We start from the raw sequence: 20,130 nt of genomic DNA, 5'->3' as shown, positions 1-20,130 counted from the left end.
GGTTGTGAAAAATGTTGTATTTTTGCAGCCCAATTTTAGTTACTAAGCATAATGAATATTACAAGAGAAAACATCGACGCATTAAATGCAGTTGTAAAAGTAGATATCGCAAAAGAAGATTATAGCGATAAAGTTGAAAAAATCTTAACAGATTACCGTAAGTCTGCTAACATTCCTGGATTTAGAAAAGGCCATGTTCCTATGAGTTTGGTTAAAAAACAATACGGTAAAGCTGTATTAGTTGATGAAGTAAACAAATTACTTCAAGATGCTATCGGTAAGTACTTAGTTGAAGAAAAGTTAGACGTTCTGGGTAACCCATTACCAAAACCACAAGACGATTTAGATTGGGATGCTGATGCTTTTTCTTTTGAGTTTGAATTAGGTTTAGCTCCAGAATTTGACGTAAAGTTAAAAGGTAAGAAAGCAATAACACACTACAACATTGTTGCAGACGACAAGATGATTGACAACCAAGTTGAGCACATCCAAAAGCAATATGGTAAACTAGTATCTCAAAACGAAGTAACTAAAGATTCTGAAATTACTGGAAAATTCACTAACGAAGAAGAAGGTATTGAGAATGTTGCAACTATTACTTTAGATAAATTAAAAGGAAAAACAAACCCTAAGAAATTTATCGGAGCTAAAGTTGGTGATGTTATTGAATTAAAAACCAAAGGTCTTTTTAACGATGACCACGACTTAATGACGTTCTTAAAAGTATCTCACGATGATGCTCACGGACTAGACATTAAAGTAAACTTCGAAGTTTCTGAAATTAACGAGAGAGAACTTGCAGATTTAGATCAAGAATTATTCGATAAACTTTTTGGCCCTAAAGCAGTAACTTCTGTAACTGAGTTAAAAGACAAGATTAAGGAAGATTCTGAAAAGCAATTTGCACAACAAGGTGATCAGAAATTATTAAACGATGTCACTGAATACTTATTAGAAAGTACCAAGTTTGATCTTCCTGTAGAGTTCCTTCAAAAATGGATGCAAACTGCAGGTGAAGAACCAATGACAGAAGAGCAGGCTAAAGAAGAGTATGAGAAGTCTGAAAAAAGCATGCGCTACCAACTTATTGAAGGTAAATTAATTGCAGATCATAACTTACAAGTTCAATTTGAAGAATTGAAAGCTTATGCCATGGAAATGATTAAAGGTCAGATGGCACAATTTGGTCAATTAAATCCTTCAGAAAAAGAATTAGAAGATATCGCAGCTCGTATAATGTCTAACCAAGATGAGGTAAAACGTTTGTCTGAGCAATTGATGAGTCAAAAACTATTAAACCTATATAAGACTGAAGCAAATATCAAAACAAAAGAAATCACTTACGATGATTTTGTTAAAGAATTCTACAGCTAAGGTTATTGAATAAATTAGTATCTTTAAGGCGTAGAACTATAAAAGTTTTACGCTTTTTTTTTAAACAAAAAATAAATTGAAACTATAATGAATTACGGAAAAGAATTTGAAAAGTTCGCGATAAAAGACCAAGGTATTAATAGTAACTACTACGAAAAGATAATTTCTAGTATGTACCCAACTAATTTAACCCCAAACATTATCGAAGAGCGTCAACTAAATGCCATTGCCATGGACGTTTTCTCTCGTTTAATGATGGATCGTATTATATTTTTAGGTACAGGAGTTAACGATCAGGTAGCTAACATTATTCAGGCACAGTTATTATTTTTACAAAGTACAGATGCTTCAAAAGATATTCAAATATACATTAACTCTCCAGGCGGATCTGTATATGCTGGTTTAGGCATTTACGACACTATGCAATTTGTAAAACCAGATGTAGCAACAATATGTACTGGTATTGCAGCATCAATGGCAGCAGTATTATTATGTGCCGGAGAAAAAGGAAAACGCTCTGCCTTAAAACACTCTCGTGTTATGATACACCAACCAATGAGTGGTACACAAGGACAAGTATCTGATATGGAAATAGCTGTACGCGAAACAATAAAAGTAAAAGAAGAACTTTATAATATTATATCTAGTCACTCAGGTAAATCTTACGAACAAGTGGAAAAAGACTCTGATAGAGATTACTGGATGAAATCTAGTGAAGCTTTAGAGTACGGAATGATTGATGAAGTTTTAGAACGCAAGTAAACAAATTATTTAGGACCAATTATTCCTAAATTAGAATTTAAATTATGGCAAAAGAAGAATTAGAATGTTCATTTTGTGGTAGGAAAAAGCCAGAAACCAATTTATTAATTGCAGGATTAGATGCACATATTTGTGACCGTTGTATAGAACAAGCACATGGTATTGTTATAGAAGAGTCTAAGCAATCTGGTAACTCAGAACTTAGCTCTGAATTAATGCTAAGAAAGCCTAAAGAAATCAAAGCATTCTTAGACGAATATATTATTGGACAAGAATTTACTAAGCGTGTTATGTCTGTAGCGGTTTACAACCACTACAAGCGTTTATTACAACCACCATCTGACGACGATATCGAAATACAAAAGAGCAACATTATTATGGTTGGTCAAACTGGTACTGGTAAGACTTTGATGGCCAAAACCGTTGCACGCATGCTTAATGTTCCTTTAGCTATTGTAGACGCAACCGTTTTAACGGAAGCAGGTTATGTTGGTGAAGATGTAGAAAGTATATTAACACGTTTACTACAAGCTGCAGACTACAATTTAGAGAAAGCACAACGTGGTATCGTTTTTATAGATGAAATTGATAAGATTGCTCGTAAAAGCGATAACCCATCAATAACTAGAGATGTATCTGGTGAAGGCGTACAACAAGCACTTCTAAAATTATTAGAAGGCACAGTTGTTAATGTTCCACCAAAAGGTGGTCGTAAACATCCAGACCAAAAGTTTATTGAAGTTAACACAGAGCATATTTTATTTATTGCAGGCGGTGCTTTTGATGGTATTGAGCGCGTAATTACTAAGCGTCTTAACATGCAAGCCATTGGTTATAGCTCCATAAAAGATGATAATGTAGATGACGATAACATCCTTCAATATATTATTCCAAAAGACCTAAAAGACTTTGGATTAATACCTGAAATTATTGGTCGTTTACCTGTATTGACACACATGGATCCGTTAGATGCCAACACATTAAGAGCTATATTAACAGAACCTAAAAATGCCATCATTAAACAATACAAAAAGTTGTTTGCTATGGATGAGGTTGAATTTTCTATTACAGACGGAGCATTAGACTATATCGTAGAAAAAGCTATAGAATACAAACTTGGTGCACGTGGTTTACGTTCGCTATGCGAAGAAATACTAACAGAGGCTATGTTTGATTTACCAGGCTCTGGTGAAACAAAACTAAATGTAACTAAAAGTTACGCTGAAGACCGCTTAAATAAATCTACTTTAAAGAAGCTTAAGGCTGTGTCCTAAAATATAAAGGCTTATAATAAAAGAAACCACAATTTTAAAATTGTGGTTTTTTTATTGTTAGGATCGATTAATAAATATTGCTGACAATATGTTATATAAATAGAGGGTAATTAATTAATAATTAATAGCACATTTATTTACAGCTAATATAGTATCATCCTTCAAAGTGAAAATCTTTTTGTCTAGATTTTGGTTAAAGTCATTTTAAAACTCGTTGTATGTAATCTACATGAAAAATTTCACGATGAACGACAACCCTATAATCAAACCTGTCTATTTAATTGCAATAACTCTTCAATATAATCTCTAGAATTTGATAAACGAGGTACTTTGTGCTGACCTCCGAGCTTATCGTTTACCTTTAGCCAATCGTAGAACAAGTTGGTTCTGGCACAATGAATTGTTGGCTTGTTTAAAGTCATATTATTATAGCGCTTGGCTTCATAATCGGAGTTTAGAGCCTTGAGAGCATTATCAAACAACTCCTCAAAATAGGACATGTTTTCGGGAGGTGTTTTAAATTCAATGATCCACTCATGCGCACCTTTTTCTTTACCATTCATGAAAATTGGAGCTGCTGTATAATCTACAATCTCAGCAGCGGTTCTTTTACAAACTTTTTTAAGAGCGTCTTCTGCATTTTCAATTATAAGTTCTTCGCCAAAAGCGTTGATATGATGCTTCGTTCTACCAGATACTTTGATTCTGTGCGGTTTTAAGCTAACAAACCTAATAGTGTCACCAATTTTATAGCGCCAAAGACCTGCATTTGTGGTAATAATAACTGCATAGTTTTTTCCTAATTCTACGTCACTCAACGGAATTACTTTTTGATCTTTTGTACCATAGGTATCCATAGGTATAAACTCATAAAATATTCCGTAGTCTAGCATCAGTAATAGATCTCCAGAGTAATTCTGATCTTGTATGGCAAAGAACCCTTCAGAAGCATTGTAAATTTCGTAATATTTAAAATCCTTTTTTGGTAAAATTGCTCTATACTGTTCTATGTATGGATTGAAGCTTACTCCACCATGAAAGTACACTTCGAGGTTTGGCCAAATATCAAAAAGATTATCTTTTCCTGTTTTTTCTAGTACGTTATTAAGTAAAACTAACATCCACGATGGCACACCTGCTAAACTCGTCACGTTTTCTTGTATGGTTTCCTCAACAATAGCTTGCATCTTAGATTCCCATTCGCTCATTAAGGACACTTTACTACTTGGTGTACTACTAAACTCAGCCCAAAACGGCATATTATCAATCAAAATAGCACTGAGATCTCCAAAAACAGTTCCGTTTTCTTTATAAAGCTCCTTGCTTCCACCTAAGCGAAGACTTTTACCAGTAAAGAGTAGTGCATTTTCATTATTATTAAGATACATACACAGTAAATCTTTACTTGCGGCATAATGGCAGTCTTCTAGCGACTCTGAACTTACCGGAATAAATTTACTCTTAGAATTGGTTGTTCCACTAGATTTTGCAAACCATTTTATTGGTCTGGGCCAAAAGATATTTTGCTCGCCTTGTCTAGAGCGCTCTATTAAAGGTTGCACATCTTCGTAACTAACTATAGGTAAACGCTCATTAAACTCTTTGTAAGTTTTTATTGAAGAGAAATCATATTGCTTACCTATCTCCGTATCCTTGGCAAACTTTAAAAGACTAAAAAGTAATTCGTTTTGCACTTCGTTTGGATACTTTAAAAACAGATCTATTTGATGAAATCGTTTTTTTAAAAACCACGAAGCAATAGAATTTACAATAGGAATTGGCATGGATTGGTTATCTTTACTCGCCAAGCGAGATTTTTTTTCATTTAAATAAATTTAAAGCTTTTTGAAGAATATTCTCAAAAAGGCTTAATGGCTAAAAATAATAAATTTCTTTTATGATTTATACAGGTGTCCTCACTAAAATGCAGACTGAATTTTTAGAACCAATTCAATATTATTTGGTGTTTGAAAATGATTTTATTCACATGAATCAACTCATTAACAAAACTCTTGAAATTAAACATGTTGGACATCAATGCTTAAGTTGTGGACTAGACAAACCTATTTACAGACAGGGATTTTGTAAGAGTTGTTTTTTTGATAAACCTATTGCTGGTGATTGGATAATGCGACCAGAACTAAGCACCGCTCATTTAGGCAAGGAAGATAGAGACTTAGAATACGAAAAAAAGGTACAACTACAGCCACATATCGTATACCTTGCTAACTCTAGCAATGTTAAGGTTGGTGTTACCAGAAAAAGTCAAGTCCCAACACGTTGGATAGATCAAGGTGCACATGAAGCTATTGAAATTGTTGAAGTACCAAATCGTTATTTGGCTGGTATTACTGAGGTCGCTTTAAAAGACCATGTAGCAGACAAAACTAATTGGCGAAAAATGCTAAGAAATGATAATGTAGATGAGGATTTAACAGAATGGCGACAACGATTAAAAACTTACATTCCTGATGACGTTAAAGAGTACTTTATAGAGAATAACGCTGAGACACATCTTAATTTCCCAGTAGAACACTATCCTGAAAAACCTAAAAGCTTAAATATAAAAAAACAGGTTACGTATTCCGGAAAATTAGTTGGTATTAAAGGCCAATATCTCATTTTTGAAGATGAAACTGTATTTAATATTAGAGCTAACGAAGGACTTGTTGTAGACCTAAACATTCTATAATACAGATTGTTAGGATTGCGTTAAAAATTATTTTTTTCGAATTCTTATTATTAAATTTCAATAAAAAGAAGATGAAAAAGTCACCATTCCTTTACATTGCAATTACTACACTACTATTAATAACTATCACTATAATGTGTTCGATGAACTTTCCGTTTAATTGGGTGTTTTATCTTACAGTTATTGGTCAAATCTTAGTTGTTCTTATGGTATACAAAGTATTGACAGACAATTACTCTACAGACAAAACTTTTGAGCATTTTTATGAAGACCACCCAATTGAACCTATAGAGGTTAGAGCTGAAAATGAAAATTTTAGATAATCTATTGACTAAATATGTAGCTTAACACAAAAAATAGAAGTACTTAGTTTAGGACTAATTCGATATTAAAGCTATGAAAATAAAACTACCGTATATTCTATTAGCAGTGTTTTTGATGATTGTAATAGTATCAAATGTTATTGACCCTAACTTTTATTATAAACACATGACTACTTACGACAGATTGAAAGCCTTTTTTGTATTATTAGCTTTAAGTATTTACTTAATACTTGCTATCAAATCTGTAATAAAACCTAAGCAAAACAAATAAACACAAAAAGAGCAACAAATTGTTGCTCTTTTTAATATTGTAAAATAAAAAGCTAGAGACCTAGATGTTTTCTGCGTCTCTTAAACTCTGAATATATTCTGCTTTTTGAATCTCTCTTCTTCTCTTAACAGATGGCTTAGTGAAATAACGAGACTCTCTTAAGTTTTGCATAATCTGTACATTTCTGTGCTTACGCTTATAACGCTTAAGAGCTCTTTCTATATTCTCTCCTTCTTTAATTTCGATTTTAATCATCTATCGCTAGTTTTTTATTATCTATATCTTGCAAATGGTCGGCAAATATAGGCTAACTATTTGAAAATAAAAAATTATTTTTCTCAATAATTGAGATTTTTATTTTAGTGTGTTTTAAAAAGTCTTAAAAGACTACTTTAAGTCTTAAAAAACTTGTTCTTACCCTAAATAAGTCTTTAAGATTTTACTCTTACTTGCGTGTCTTAATCTTCTAATACCCTTTTCTCTAATTTGTCTTACACGCTCTCTGGTAAGGTCGTAAATACTTCCTATTTCCTCCAAAGTCATCGGTGGCTGATTACCAATACCAAAATTAAGACGAATAACATCACTTTCTTTTTGAGTAAGTGTATCTAACGCACGCTCTATTTCGGTATTTAAAGATGCTTGCATTAAATCTTTATCTGGTCTTGGAGATTCGCTCTCACTTACCACATCATATAGACTAAAGGTTTCACCATCCTTAAGTGGCGCATCCATAGATAGATGACGACCAGAGTTTTTCATAGATTGTTTTACCTCTCTGGTACTAATATCTAGCTCTCTGGCTATTTCTTCAGCATTTGGAGGTCGTTGATGAACCTGCTCTAAATGAGAATAGGTTTTGTTAATTTTATTAATTGTACCGATTTTGTTTAGTGGTAAACGGACAATACGAGATTGTTCTGCTAAAGCCTGAAGAATAGCTTGTCTTATCCACCAAACTGCATAAGAAATAAATTTAAAACCTCTGGTTTCATCAAAACGTTTTGCAGCTTTCACCAAACCTGCATTACCTTCATTTATTAAATCTGGAAGTTTTAATCCTTGATTTTGATATTGTTTTGCTACCGAAACCACAAATCTTAGATTAGCCGTAGTTAACTTATCTAAGGCTTCCTGATCTCCTTTTTTTATACGCTGCGCCAACTCTACCTCTTCATCTGCTGTAATTAAAGGAATTTTACTTATGTCTTGTAAATACTTGTCTAGGGATTTGTCTTCTCTGTTAGTTACCTGCTTGGTAATCTTAAGTTGCCTCATGTAGTTTTCTAAAATTTTGTGAACCTACAGTATAACCAAATAATCTAGATAAACAAGCATTTTGAGGAATAATTAACAGAAACGAGTCAAAAAACGGTAATTTTTCACCAAAAATCAGTCATTTTTAACAGAATCCTGTGCTTTTGTGTCGTTTTTTTTCTTCTTCCCGTTTAGAATTCCACCCAAAACATTACCTACACCTTCTTTTATAGCATCTTTAGAATCTTTCTTAGTACTATCTGTTTTCACTGTGGTTGAATCGGTTTTTGTACTATTATTTCCACCTAAAACATTACCCAAAAGATCGTTGATTTTATCTTTACCCTTACCGACTAGTTTCTGTTTTTGAATTTCTACTAACTGCTTCGTTAAACTAGACACACCACTTGTTAAGTCTGTTGAAATAGACGGACTAGAAAATGTACCACCAATATTTGCTGTTATAGGAATAGACACCTTATTAACCTCTGCATCATTAATTTGCCCTATTAATCGGTTAACATCACTACCCAAATATTTAGCTGGTACTTGCAATACAGCACTATAGCTCATTGCATTAGAAAAACTATGCGAACCCGAAACTTCAATTGGTATATCTTTATATTTTAACGTGAATGGTTTTACGCTAACCTGACCGTTTTCAAAACTCAATTTGGTTTTAATATCTTTTTGAAGCTGATTAAAGTCTATAAAATCTAACTTACTATCTAAACCAGACAATAAAGGACTTTTACTAACATCTACATTAGACGTTAATATTTCTGCTAAGGCATTACCAGAAATAGTAGTTAAGTCTGGTGAGAAGTTTTCATCTAAAAGACCACTTACATCAATTGTAGAATTTAATTTCCCTTGCACCACTTTTGCTATTGGTGCCAAGACCTGAAGCATCTCTAAATCTTTAAAAGATTGTGAAATATCAAATTGCTGCATTGCCAATTTCATATCAAATTTTGGCTTAGCTTCTTTTGTATTTACATTACCAGAAATACCTAACTGACCATTAAATAAATCTGTAGTCATATTACTTAAATTGGCATTTTGGTCTTTAATGGATAACTGCCCTTTTACATTCTTTAAATTCAGGTTATCGTAAATGACAGTTTTAGCATTTGCTGTTATGGTACAATCCAAAAAGTCTGGAATTTTAAGCGATTCTGAATCTGAAGTTGTTTTGTTTGATGTTTCTGATGCAGACTCATCTTCTACCATAAAGTCTGAGATTGCAAACGTATTAGAATTTACATTAAACCTTCCTTGAAGCTTCTTGTCACTCAATAAAAATCCAAGAAGGTTATTAATAGTACCTGTTGCTGAAAAATCACTTTTACCTGTCTGTGCATCAAAACTATTAAGACTTACTGTACCAGGTTTAAAAGAAAGGTCAGCCTTATTTATTTGAATAGGATTTACAATATCCTCTGAAGAAAACACAAAACCTGTAACAGACACGCTACCATTATTCTTTATTCTCTGATATGCGTTGGTTTCAATAGCATCCATATCAAAAGATGTATTGAGTTTTCCTTTTAGTATTCCGCTTAACTGATTTTCTAATTCTACAGGATATGCTTTGGTTATATTAGCCAAATTTAAAACTCCATCTAAGTTAGCACTCACCAACATATTACCTGTAAGGTTTTTTATGTGAGCTTCAGATTTAAACACATCTTCATCTATCTTAAAATCTAACTGATCTAAATCTACATAGGTGTCATCAGCATTTCCTGTTGTGTTCTTTACCGATGCATCAATCATAATATTCCTAACGCTTTTTGGTAAATCTGGATATTTAAATGATGCGTTATCAGACTTCATATTAATGTCTAATGTTGGTATAGTTTCTTCAGACACCAACCCTTTTATAACACCATTAACTGTAAAGTTTCCTGTGGTATTTACATTTTCAATATTCTTAGCATAAGCTTCTGGTATTACTGCTAAAAAGTCTTTAAATGATGATTCTGGATTCTTAAACGTAATATCAATTTGTTGCCCTTCTTCAACCATTTGCACAAATCCTTCAAACTCTAATGGCAAGGCATTAATGAATCCTTTATTTTCTTTAAAGGTGTATTTATTTTGCTCCAAATCCATTCCGATTAAAGCATCTAATTTTACACTGTTATTACTTAAATATTGCGTACTGTCTACAGACATGCTAATCTTAGCTTCGGTTTTGGTGTCTAATTCTGAGGTTTCTCCAGAAAAAATACCCTTACCGTTATGGTTAACTTCTGTAGCATATAAGCTGGTATTAGATTCTTCGTCTATATAAGTAAAAGCACTATTATTTAGTTCATAGTTTTGAATATCGAAACTAAAACCAGAAGATTGTTCTTCAGAATCAGATGCTGTTGAAGCCTCTTCATCTTGCTTTACGATATCGTAATTTGTGGTTCCGTTTTTATTGGTTTTTAGTGTTAACAACAGCTCATCTGCTATAATTTCGTTAACCACCAAGGGTTCGTCAGAGCCTTTAAATAATTCACCAAGTGGCATTTCAAAAGACAAGGCTTTTGCTGTTGCCAACGTTTCATCCTTAAAAGGTGCTCTATTAATAATTTTAAGATTTTCTACACTAACTTCTGCATGAGGAAAACTAGAAATTAGACTTAAACTAACATCATCAAAACTTAGATCTGCATCTAAATTTTCGTCGGCATAATTTTGAACAATAGCATCTATTTTAGACTCTAAAACAAATGGTACTGCAATAAGAATGGCAATAAATATGAGTAAAATGATTCCGACAATCTTTAAAAATTTCTTCATGGTTGTAGTGTATAGCTTTACTTATTATACGCAAAGTTGGTAAGAAAAGTTGTGCTTTTAAGAAACTTTAGGAAGACTTTAATGATTTAATAACAGTTAGGTGAGATCAATTTCTTCATTAACCTTGAGTTTAAATCGTTTTCTAAAAAGGTAAACACCCAAATACAAAAATGGTGTATCTAAAAATGCCACTAAGACTTTAAATAAAAATCCGCTAATTAATAACCCTTTAAAGCTAGACCATGGTAAAACTTCAAAATAGCACAGTAAGCTTATAATAGACAAGGTATCTACAAACTGAGAAATCCATGTAGAGCAATTATTACGCAACCACAAATGCTTTCCCTTTGTGAGATTTTTCCAGAAGTGGTAAATCCGAATATCTATAAACTGAGCAAATAAATAGGCAAACATACTAGAACCAACAGCTATTATGGTCTTACTAAAAACAAGCTTAAAAGTCTCGTTATTTAATGGCGAATTATCTAATGCAGGCACACTATCTGCCACCAAAATAATACCAACCGAAAATAAGGATGCAAAAATACCTGCAACGACAACATCATTAGCACGTTTTTTACCGTAAATCTCACTGATTAAATCGGTAATTAAAAATGTAATTGGATATGGCAAAATACCAACCGAAATTTCGAATAATTTGCTACCAAAAACTTCAACATCTACAGGATACCAATAAAAAAACTTCTGAAAAATAAGGTTTGAAACCACCAAAGAGGTTATAAAAAGACTTCCAAGTAAAAGATAGATGCGTTGGGCTAAAAGTTTGTCTTTTAATGACATTTAAAATGGTTAATAAATTGTTGTAGTAAAGATAAGCTATTAATTTTTGTTTTAGTTATTTTGCTAATTCCATGACAGCAGGCAAATCCGTTTACATAGCATTAGGAAGTAACAAAGGTAACAAGTTAGAACACTTACAACTGGCCATTGATGCTATTTTTGAAAGGGTTGGTACAATCCGTAAAATTTCTAAAGTCTACGAAACACCTGCTTTGGGTTTTGAAGGTGATGATTTTTACAATGCTTGCATTAAGATTGAAACCGAATTAAAACCTAAAAAACTACTAAGAGTTCTTAAGCAAATTGAAGCTGATTTAGGCAGAACCACCAAAAAGTCTGACACTTATGAGTCTCGTGAGATTGATTTAGATATCTTGTTTTACGAAGGTGAAGTCATCAATGAGAAGTCACTTTTAATACCACATCCTGCCATACACCTGCGTAAGTTTGTTTTAGTACCATTATCTAATATTGCCAAAGACGTAAGGCATCCTGTTTTTCAGAAAACAGTTTATGAATTGCTAGATGATTGTAAAGATGAGTCTGAAATTGAACCTATAAAAATCTGGCTTAAAAACCCAATGAAGCGTTTTGATTTTGTCAACTATAATTTTATAGCTATTGAAGGTAATATTGGTGCAGGTAAAACCAGCTTATCCCATAAAATAGCGCAAGATTTTAATGCTAAATTGATTTTAGAGCGTTTTGCTGATAATCCGTTTTTACCAAAGTTTTACAAAGAACCTGAGCGCTATGCTTTCACGCTAGAAATGTCTTTTTTGGCAGATCGCTACCAGCAAATTAGTGACGATTTATCGCAGCTAGATCTCTTTAAAGATTTTATGGTAAGCGATTACGACGTTCATAAATCACTAATATTTTCTAAAGTCACCTTAGCTGATGATGAATTTAGATTGTACAGAAAATTGTTTTACCAAGTCTATAAAGATATTGCAAGACCAGATTTATACATTTATCTATACCAAAATACAGAACGTTTACAAGCCAACATAAAAAAGCGTGGTCGTAAATACGAAAAGGAAATACAAGACGATTATCTTGAAAAAATAAATTCTGGCTATCTCAACTTTTTAAGAAACCAAACCGAGTTGAACGTAAAAATTATTGATATTTCTGATAAGGATTTTGTAAAAAACAGAGAAGACTACATGTGGCTATTAAGAGAAATTAGTGCTTAATATTCTGTCTTCCCAAACTCGTTTCAAGATTTAGCCTATATAATTTATAAGATAAATAAAGTTGTGGTTATTCGACTTTCATTATCTAAAATAACCTCACTCAAAACATCGCATCTTTTAACCTTAAAATTAAAAGGCTCGGCCAACACATCTACTCCACTGTTATGTCTTAGTCGGTTTTGGCTATTAGCGATAATATCAATATTCGGTGTAAATTCACCAACAGGAATATGCTCTGTTAGTATGAGATATTTATAAGCACTTAGCTTGTCTAAAATTTGTTGAATCTCTAGATTAGACAAATGCTGAAATACTTGCCTAATGATTACACAGTCTGCTTTTGGCAAATCATCTTTAGCTATATCCAGACATTTAAAGGTTAAATGATTTGCTTTAAATAATCGCTGGTTTCTTTCAATTAAACCTTCTACGATATCTATGGCAACATATGTTTTTGTAAACGGAACGAAGGCTCTGCCAACATTAAAATCTCCACAACCTAAATCGCAAACCGTTAGTTGACCGTTATGTGATTTTAAAAAACGGATTACAGTATCAATGTAGGGCTGAATAATTTTTGGATCGTGAGAGCCTTTACCTGAGTAGAAATCTGAATCGTTTCCACCCCAAAAATGCTTCTCGTAGATTTGCTCCATAACCGCTTTGGTTGGCCATGGTATTTTATGTTTTTTAGAGGTCATTATTTAAAATAAGCCAACAATTCAGCCTTTTTAGATGCAGATACCATAACTTCTTTTCCGTTACTTAAAATGACGCTACCTCCTTTTCCTTTTACATACTTCACCACCTCATTTACATTAACCAAATAACTCTTATGCACTCTGGCGAAATTGCCATCTTTCAGACTTTCTTCAATGTATTTTAAAGTCTTACTTACCAGCTTTTTCTTGTTGTTGTTTAAATAGATTTCGGTATAGTTATCATCAGCTTTGCAATACATAATATCTGCTGTTTCTATAACTTCAAAACCATCCTGTTGTGGCAAAGTTATTTTTCCATTTACAGCATTGGTTTTTGGTACCAAGACTTGGTCTTGTAGCGCTTCTTCTTTCGATTTTATTTCAGTGACATAATCAACCGCTTTAATAAGTTCGTCTATAGAAATTGGCTTCATTAAGTAGTACGATGCATGTGCATTTAAGGCTTCAATAGCATAATGATTATAAGCTGTAACAAAAATGGTTTCAAAATCTACATGACCAACTTTATCTAACAAATCAAACGCATTACCATAAGGCATTTCTACATCCAGAAAAACCACATCCAAATCGTTATTTCTAATCAGTACCAATGCTTCTTCAACATTAGAAGCTTCACCTACAATTGAAATATTTGGGCAGTATTTGGAAAGGTAATTTCGAAGAATAGCTCTGCTTGTTTCTTCATCTTCTACTAGTATTGCGTTTAGTTTCATCTGTTAATATTTATTTTTTTAATGGTCAGATGGAACATCCTATTATCATTTCACTTATTGATTGAAGATTAATCATGGATGTTTCATGTTTTTCTGAGTTGGAAGTAAGAAGAAAGAAGCACGAAGTTACTTCTAACTTCTTACGTCTAGCTTCAAACTTTATTAATCCTTCTTTAAAGTCACCACAACTTTGGTGCCTGCATCTTCAGATTGTTGAAAATCTTCAATCGTTACATCAACCTTGTCTTTGTACATTTCGTTTAAAATTGCCACACGCTTCTTGATGTTGTTCATCCCTTTAGAATTCTGCTTTTTCTGATTCTCGGTCTTCATTTGTTTAGAGCGTGCTCTACCAATTCCGTCGTCTGAAATGGTAATGGTAATTTCGTCTTTTGATTTTGGTTTTATGGCAATATTTAAATGTCCTTTTTCTTTTTTGTAACGCAGACCATGCCATACTGCATTTTCGATATAAGGCTGCAGTAACATTGGTGGAATTTGAAATTCATCAACATTTATACTCTCGTCTACATCTATAGAATACTCAAACTTATCTTGAAATCTAAAATGTTCGAGTTTGGTGTACAATTGAAGCAATTCAATTTCCTTTTTTAATGGAATAAAATCTTCTTCACTATTCTCTAAAACAGCACGCATTAACTGTGAAAAATCAGATAAATATTTGTTTGCTGTACGCTCATCGTTAGTTGCAATAAAACTATTTACCGAGTTTAAGGCGTTAAAAATAAAGTGTGGATTCATCTGGCTTCTCAAAGATTTTAATGCCAAAAGATTATTAGCTAATCGTTGTTGCTTTATGTATTTGTACATTAAAAATCCTGTGATTAGAAACAACACCAATCCGCCTAGCAAGGAATAAATGATTAACTGCTGACGTTTGTTACGCTCTTGTGTAAGCTCGTACTTGCTTTTAGATAGTGCTCTGTCGCTTTCTAAAGTTGTAATTCTGTTTTGCTGCTCTGCTAGATTTCTGCTAAAGCGCGCAACTTGAGACAGTTCTTGTATTTTTTTTGCATACAACTCATCAACCACACTTTTAAATTCATCTATAGCTTCTCTTCCTTTTTCATCCTCACCCAGACTATAATACACTTCAGATGCACGTCTTGTTGCATCTTTTTTAACTTCTAAATCCCCTTTTTTATCAGCCTCTTCAATACTTTTTTCAAAATAAGAAATAGCACTATCTAAATCATTATTTAGCAAGTATGCATTCCCTAATTTATAATTCTGCTTCTGAATAGTTAATGGACTCTCATTAGGCAACACAGAGTCTTTTTCTATGTCTTCTAATGTTTCAATCACATCTTTTCTTATTTGAATTTCACTGTCATAATCACGATTTAAACTATTGAATTCTGCAACTTTTACCTGCTCTTCTACAGCGCGTTTCTTGTTCTCTTGTTGCGCTAATTTTAGTGAATTATTGTAGTAGCCTTTTGCCTTTGCCACTTCACCTTTTAGATTATAGGCTTCGGCAATTTTAGAGTTTAAATCGGTAACCTTTGGTGCTATTAAATGTTTCTTGGCAATCTCTAATCCCTTTTCATAAGAACTTATAGCTTGTTGCGTGTTTTTTAATTTTAAGTAAGCATCACCCAGACCTTCGTACAACACCGTTTTTTCGTAATTAGACAGATCCTTTTCATTGAGGCTTTTATATGTATCTACACTTTTTTGATACTCTTCATTCTTGGTATAAGCATCTGCCAATTTCAGTTTAGACGAGGCCATTTCAAAATTCTGAAGACTAACTTTGTAGGCAGATATAGCAAGGTCATACTGCTTCCAGTAAACATAAACATCTCCCAAAAGCTCGTGTGCTTCTGCGCTTTGCCTAGACGACACATCGTAATTAAGCGCATCTCCAACAAATTTTATACTCTTTGCAGCATCTTTTTTTAAGTACGCGTCAGCCGAATCTATCATTTGGTTAAATTGCCTTATAACATCATCTGACCCAACACTTCTATAACGTCCTTTACTTTGTTCTTCTACCAATATGGTAATTCGCTCATCACTTAAAACAGTGTAACGCACGGTTTCAAAATCGTTGTGCATTATGGTAAGTTCATCTCCTACTCTTGCCTTTACAACAAACTTTCCAAAAACGTCTGTACGTGTATATCTACCATCATTTACTTGTATGCTTACATTGTCTATTGGCTCTCGCGTGTCTTTTAGATAAACCGAACCTCGTACTGTAAAAAAGGCTTCTTCCTTTTTAGTTTTGGTGTTATTGCTTTGCCCAAAACTTAAAAGTGTAAATAGGAAGAAAAATATAAGGCTGTATGTGTGTTTAATTTTTATCAAAATAAGGTATTAACAGGACTAACTTACATACTTTATTTGGTATCGAAAAATGGGCACTTCAATTTTATAGTCTTTTAAGTAGAAAAATATTAGAGTTAACTCATTTAAGATTTTACTTCACTCATTAACCAGCCTTCTTCACTCATTCTGGATTTTTATTTCTCTTTTTTCAGCAGAGTTTTACTGTTCATTAATCAATAATATAAATTCAAAATGAAAAAAATCAATCTGGCATTTTTGCTTCTTTTTTTATGTGCTAATACTATAACTGCACAGCACAAAGGCAATTACAACCAAATTACACAAGACATTTCTAGACAGAACATTTTAACTTCAGGAAATGCCAACATTTACAACCCAACAGTTCAACATCAGATGAACAAAACGCTCCATCCGAGTGATGTGCTTACCATAGATGTAAAAGCATTACAAAATGTGAGCGCTTCAACGTACACAGCTATTTTCAATTTGTCTCAAATTGGTGAAACTGCAGAATCTACTAATGCGCTTATGAAAGGACGAATAGACAATATTAAAACCAGACTAAACGCCCTCGGAATTACCGAAAAAGACTTTGCTATTGATGTTATTTCCTTCGTACCTGTGTACGAGGTAGAAGTTACAAAAAAGCTATTCAGTAAAACATACACTGAAGTACCAAAAGGTTTTGAATTGCAACAGAACATTCATATTCAATTTACTAAAACCAGTCAATTTGAAGGCATCCTAGAAGCTTGTGCCAAAAGTGAAGTTTATAACTTAGTTAAGGTTGATTATTTTATTGAAAACATTCAGGAAGTTTATAAAAATCTTCAAGATCAATTATTGAAACTCATTGCAGATAAAAAAGCATACTATACAACACTAGGTTTTGACATGGCTAGCTATGACGTCAAAATTGCAGATGATAAATACTGTTATTTTCCAAAAGACTTCTACCAAAGTTACCAAGCCTATAATAGTGTTTCTTTTGAAGCTTTAAAAACCAACAAAGGTGTTAGCAGTGCCAAAAAACAAACGTCTTATTATTACCAACCACTGACTTATGAGCAGTATGACATTGTGATAAATCCATCAATATTAGAACCTGTTGTTCAAATAGGAATGAACATAAAACTATTATACACACCAAAGCCTAAAGAGCAAAAACCACAAACTGTTACAAAAACCGAAATTGATCATAAATACTATGTGATTTCGCCTAATGGTACTATAGATGTAAAAGAATTAAACACAAAAAATTAATAAACATGAAAGCAATAACAAAACCATTCGCTGTAATAATGGGAATACTATCCCTTACAGCGTGCAATGCAAACACAAAACAAAATCAGCAAGACCTCGCTATCAATCAAACAGTGATTGAAACGAATTTAAAAACTGACAAACCAGAAATTAAAGTCGCATTATTACTAGACACCAGTAATAGTATGGATGGTTTAATTGACCAAGCTAAAGCACAATTATGGGAAATTGTAAATGAACTCTCTTATGCCAAATGTGAGGAGCAAAACCCTAATCTTAAAATTGCGCTTTATGAATATGGCAATGATAATCTTAATGCAGATGAAGGGTATTTAAGACAAGTACTTGCTTTTAGTGATGATTTAGACGAAATATCAAAATCGCTTTTCTCTTTAACAACAAAAGGAGGCAATGAATACTGTGGTAAAGTTGTAAAAACAGCTTTAGATCAACTTAATTGGGGAGACAAGCAAGATGACTTAAAATTAATTTTTATCGCAGGAAATGAGCCTTATACACAAGGTACAGTTAGTTACAAGGAAGCTTCTAAACTCGCACATCAAAAAAACGTTACGGTAAATACTATTTTTTGTGGTGACTATAACCAAGGGATTTCAGGTTTTTGGAAGGATGGAGCAGATCTTACTCATGGAGATTATATGGCTATTAATCAAAACAAAGCCACTGTTCACATAGCATCTCCTTATGACGATAAGATTTTAGAACTCAATGAGAAACTAAACAAAACGTATGTTGCTTACGGGTACTTAGGAAGACAAAAAATGGAAATGCAGACAGAACAAGATCTTAATGCTATGAGTTACAACAAAGCTAATGCCGTAAGTAGAACTGTGAGTAAAAGTTCTAGACTCTATATGAATAGTTCTTGGGATTTAGTTGATGCAGAAAAAGAAGCTGATTTTTCTTATGAAGATTTAGATGAAAAACAATTACCTGAAGACTTAAAAGGAAAATCTAAAGATGAAATAAAATCTTATGTTGAAAAGAAAAGAGTTGAACGCGAAAAGCTTCAAAAAGAAATTGCCGAACTCAATATAAAGCGTAAAACATATATAGCTAAAAACTCTGACGACAAAAATAATGGATTAGAAAATGCAATGGTAAATGCCATAAAAACCCAAGCAAAAAAGAAAAACTATATTTGGGAATAGCATATAACAAAAAAGGCTCGATTAAAAAATCGAGCCTTTTTTGTTTTAGTTAATTGCAGGACAATTACACTCAAACTTCTCTCGCTTACAATTAAAGTTGTAACCTAAAGTTATTTGATGAAAACCACCTGTATTAAAGTTTACTGTATTTGCTTGGTATGAATATGTATAAGCAAACACAAAATTGTTATAATCTACACCAACAAAAGGTGTGAAATATTGTAGTTTTTGGCTACTTACTCCTGAGCCATCTACAAACTCAGCTCCATCTAAGCTACGTCTGTAAGATAATCCACCCCAAACTTTACCAAAATCCATTTCTCGGTAAACTTTAGCGTTAATGTCTATTGAAGATTCTTCTGTAGCATCTCTGTACATGTACATTATAGAAGGCTCATAGCTCCAGTCACTTCCATACTTACTAAATGTATAACCAGTAGAAAACAAGTATGTTCTTAAGTTTCTAAATTCCCATTGATCGCCATTGCGATTCCAGTTAATACCATCATTTTCTAATATATTCTTTGCTGTAAAATGCGCATAAAAATCCAAGAAATGGTAAGAAAAACCAGCATCAATATTAAAATTTGTAGCTGTAGAGCTTGTTGCTAATGGATCAAATTGGTCACCAGGCCCTAACCATGTACTAGCATCTACTTTATACTGTAAAAAGCCTGCATTTATACCAAATGATAACATATTAAGATCTATCTCATTTCTAGAAAACATTAAATGATAAGCAAAACTAGCATATCCGCCTAACGTAGAATGATAACCATTAGAATCATTGAATACAATCCCACCAATTCCTACAGGTGTATCCCCAACTCTACCATTAATACTCAATGTTTGTAAACTAGGAGCGTCATCTACTCCAAACCATTGCTGCCTGGCAGTTAATCTAACTTTAGCACAATTTGCAACACCAGCCATTGAAGGATGTATTAGATAATAATTATCTGTTAAATAATCTGAATAAATCGGAACACCTTCTTGAGCAACACTAAAATTTGCCGCTAAAACTGTAAATGCTACTAAACAAAACTTTTTTAATTTCATAATTTCTTTTATCGTTTCAAGGTAAAATGGGCTTTGAACTCTTTAATTTGGTTGGTAAGGGGTTCTTCGTATTCTACTGTAAACCAGTAGTCGCTCGATGGCATATTGTTACCGTTGAACGTTCCGTCCCATCCCT

General features: G+C 32.9%; 19 protein-coding genes. 9 read left to right on the top strand and 10 right to left on the bottom strand.

Annotated elements, in window-relative coordinates:
• Positions 1–51: 51 nt before the first annotated feature.
• From tig to clpX, 3 genes are all read left to right on the top strand, one after another.
• The gene (gene tig / locus V1468_RS12090) at positions 52–1,374 is read left to right on the top strand and encodes a trigger factor (RefSeq protein WP_331810489.1); all 1,323 of its coding nucleotides are present in this window, start codon (positions 52–54) and stop codon (positions 1,372–1,374) included.
• 87 nt (positions 1,375–1,461) lie between these two features.
• The gene (clpP, locus tag V1468_RS12085) at positions 1,462–2,136 is read left to right on the top strand and encodes an ATP-dependent Clp endopeptidase proteolytic subunit ClpP (RefSeq protein WP_331810488.1); all 675 of its coding nucleotides are present in this window, start codon (positions 1,462–1,464) and stop codon (positions 2,134–2,136) included.
• Positions 2,137–2,180: 44 nt separating this feature from the next.
• Positions 2,181–3,410: an ATP-dependent Clp protease ATP-binding subunit ClpX gene (gene clpX / locus V1468_RS12080; RefSeq protein WP_331810487.1), complete on the top strand. Its 1,230-nt coding sequence runs from the start codon at positions 2,181–2,183 to the stop codon at positions 3,408–3,410.
• Between the two features lie 263 nt (positions 3,411–3,673).
• Here the strand turns inward: clpX and V1468_RS12075 are convergent, their stop codons facing one another.
• Positions 3,674–5,194 (bottom strand): GH3 auxin-responsive promoter family protein, encoded by a 1,521-nt coding sequence (locus V1468_RS12075; RefSeq protein WP_331810676.1) that lies wholly within the window; start codon positions 5,192–5,194, stop codon positions 3,674–3,676.
• 113 nt (positions 5,195–5,307) lie between these two features.
• On the opposite strand from V1468_RS12075, the gene V1468_RS12070 reads away from it, so the two are divergent.
• The 3 genes from V1468_RS12070 to V1468_RS12060 all read left to right on the top strand — a co-directional run bounded on the left by V1468_RS12070 (position 5,308) and on the right by V1468_RS12060 (position 6,696).
• The gene (locus V1468_RS12070; protein WP_331810486.1) at positions 5,308–6,102 is read left to right on the top strand and encodes a DUF2797 domain-containing protein; all 795 of its coding nucleotides are present in this window, start codon (positions 5,308–5,310) and stop codon (positions 6,100–6,102) included.
• A 71-nt stretch (positions 6,103–6,173) separates the two neighbouring features.
• Positions 6,174–6,425 carry a hypothetical protein gene (locus V1468_RS12065; RefSeq protein WP_331810485.1) on the top strand — a complete coding sequence of 84 codons (252 nt, stop codon included), beginning with the start codon at positions 6,174–6,176 and terminating at the stop codon, positions 6,423–6,425.
• A gap of 73 nt (positions 6,426–6,498) precedes the next feature.
• A complete protein-coding gene (locus V1468_RS12060; protein WP_331810484.1) occupies positions 6,499–6,696 on the top strand; it encodes a hypothetical protein in 198 nt (65 codons plus the stop codon).
• Positions 6,697–6,756: 60 nt separating this feature from the next.
• Here V1468_RS12060 and rpsU read toward each other — a convergent pair whose 3' ends face one another.
• From rpsU to V1468_RS12040, 4 genes are all read right to left on the bottom strand, one after another.
• A complete protein-coding gene (gene rpsU, locus V1468_RS12055; protein ID WP_076619898.1) occupies positions 6,757–6,951 on the bottom strand; it encodes a 30S ribosomal protein S21 in 195 nt (64 codons plus the stop codon).
• A 159-nt stretch (positions 6,952–7,110) separates the two neighbouring features.
• Entirely contained in the window at positions 7,111–7,974 is an 864-nt protein-coding gene (locus V1468_RS12050; RefSeq protein WP_278006274.1) for a sigma-70 family RNA polymerase sigma factor, read from the bottom strand.
• A 114-nt stretch (positions 7,975–8,088) separates the two neighbouring features.
• On the bottom strand, positions 8,089–10,749 hold the full coding sequence (locus V1468_RS12045) for an AsmA-like C-terminal region-containing protein (protein ID WP_331810483.1): 2,661 nt from the start codon (positions 10,747–10,749) through the stop codon (positions 8,089–8,091).
• A 96-nt stretch (positions 10,750–10,845) separates the two neighbouring features.
• Complete coding sequence (locus V1468_RS12040) at positions 10,846–11,550, bottom strand: queuosine precursor transporter (protein WP_331810482.1); 705 nt, start codon at positions 11,548–11,550, stop codon at positions 10,846–10,848.
• 71 nt (positions 11,551–11,621) lie between these two features.
• On the opposite strand from V1468_RS12040, the gene folK reads away from it, so the two are divergent.
• Entirely contained in the window at positions 11,622–12,749 is a 1,128-nt protein-coding gene (folK, locus tag V1468_RS12035) for a 2-amino-4-hydroxy-6-hydroxymethyldihydropteridine diphosphokinase (protein WP_331810481.1), read from the top strand.
• Positions 12,750–12,793: 44 nt separating this feature from the next.
• On the opposite strand, the gene V1468_RS12030 is transcribed toward folK, so the two are convergent.
• From V1468_RS12030 to V1468_RS12020, 3 genes are all read right to left on the bottom strand, one after another.
• Positions 12,794–13,450, bottom strand: a complete 657-nt coding sequence (locus V1468_RS12030; RefSeq protein WP_331810480.1) for a class I SAM-dependent methyltransferase — start codon at positions 13,448–13,450, stop codon at positions 12,794–12,796.
• Positions 13,450–14,184 (bottom strand): LytR/AlgR family response regulator transcription factor, encoded by a 735-nt coding sequence (locus V1468_RS12025; RefSeq protein WP_331810479.1) that lies wholly within the window; start codon positions 14,182–14,184, stop codon positions 13,450–13,452. The genes V1468_RS12030 and V1468_RS12025 overlap by 1 nt, the downstream gene beginning before the upstream one ends.
• Positions 14,185–14,346: 162 nt before the next feature.
• Positions 14,347–16,518, bottom strand: coding sequence for a histidine kinase (locus tag V1468_RS12020; protein ID WP_331810478.1), 2,172 nt, complete (start codon positions 16,516–16,518; stop codon positions 14,347–14,349).
• Positions 16,519–16,731: 213 nt separating this feature from the next.
• Between V1468_RS12020 and V1468_RS12015 the strand changes: the two genes are divergently transcribed.
• Entirely contained in the window at positions 16,732–17,763 is a 1,032-nt protein-coding gene (locus tag V1468_RS12015; protein WP_331810477.1) for an SIMPL domain-containing protein, read from the top strand.
• 5 nt (positions 17,764–17,768) lie between these two features.
• The gene (locus V1468_RS12010; protein ID WP_331810476.1) at positions 17,769–18,935 is read left to right on the top strand and encodes a vWA domain-containing protein; all 1,167 of its coding nucleotides are present in this window, start codon (positions 17,769–17,771) and stop codon (positions 18,933–18,935) included.
• Between the two features lie 45 nt (positions 18,936–18,980).
• On the opposite strand, the gene V1468_RS12005 is transcribed toward V1468_RS12010, so the two are convergent.
• Together V1468_RS12005 and V1468_RS12000 are read right to left on the bottom strand one after the other, a co-directional pair.
• Positions 18,981–19,994, bottom strand: a complete 1,014-nt coding sequence (locus V1468_RS12005) for a PorP/SprF family type IX secretion system membrane protein (RefSeq protein WP_331810475.1) — start codon at positions 19,992–19,994, stop codon at positions 18,981–18,983.
• A gap of 8 nt (positions 19,995–20,002) precedes the next feature.
• The coding region (locus V1468_RS12000) for a T9SS type B sorting domain-containing protein (RefSeq protein ID WP_331810675.1) at positions 20,003–20,130 on the bottom strand (128 nt) is incomplete at its 5' end.

This window comes from Winogradskyella poriferorum, from assembly GCF_036553625.1.
Taxonomy (GTDB): Bacteria; Bacteroidota; Bacteroidia; order Flavobacteriales; family Flavobacteriaceae; genus Winogradskyella; species Winogradskyella poriferorum.
The sequence above is the reverse complement of the archived record's forward strand: the minus strand, read 5'-3'. Positions and strand labels throughout refer to the sequence as shown.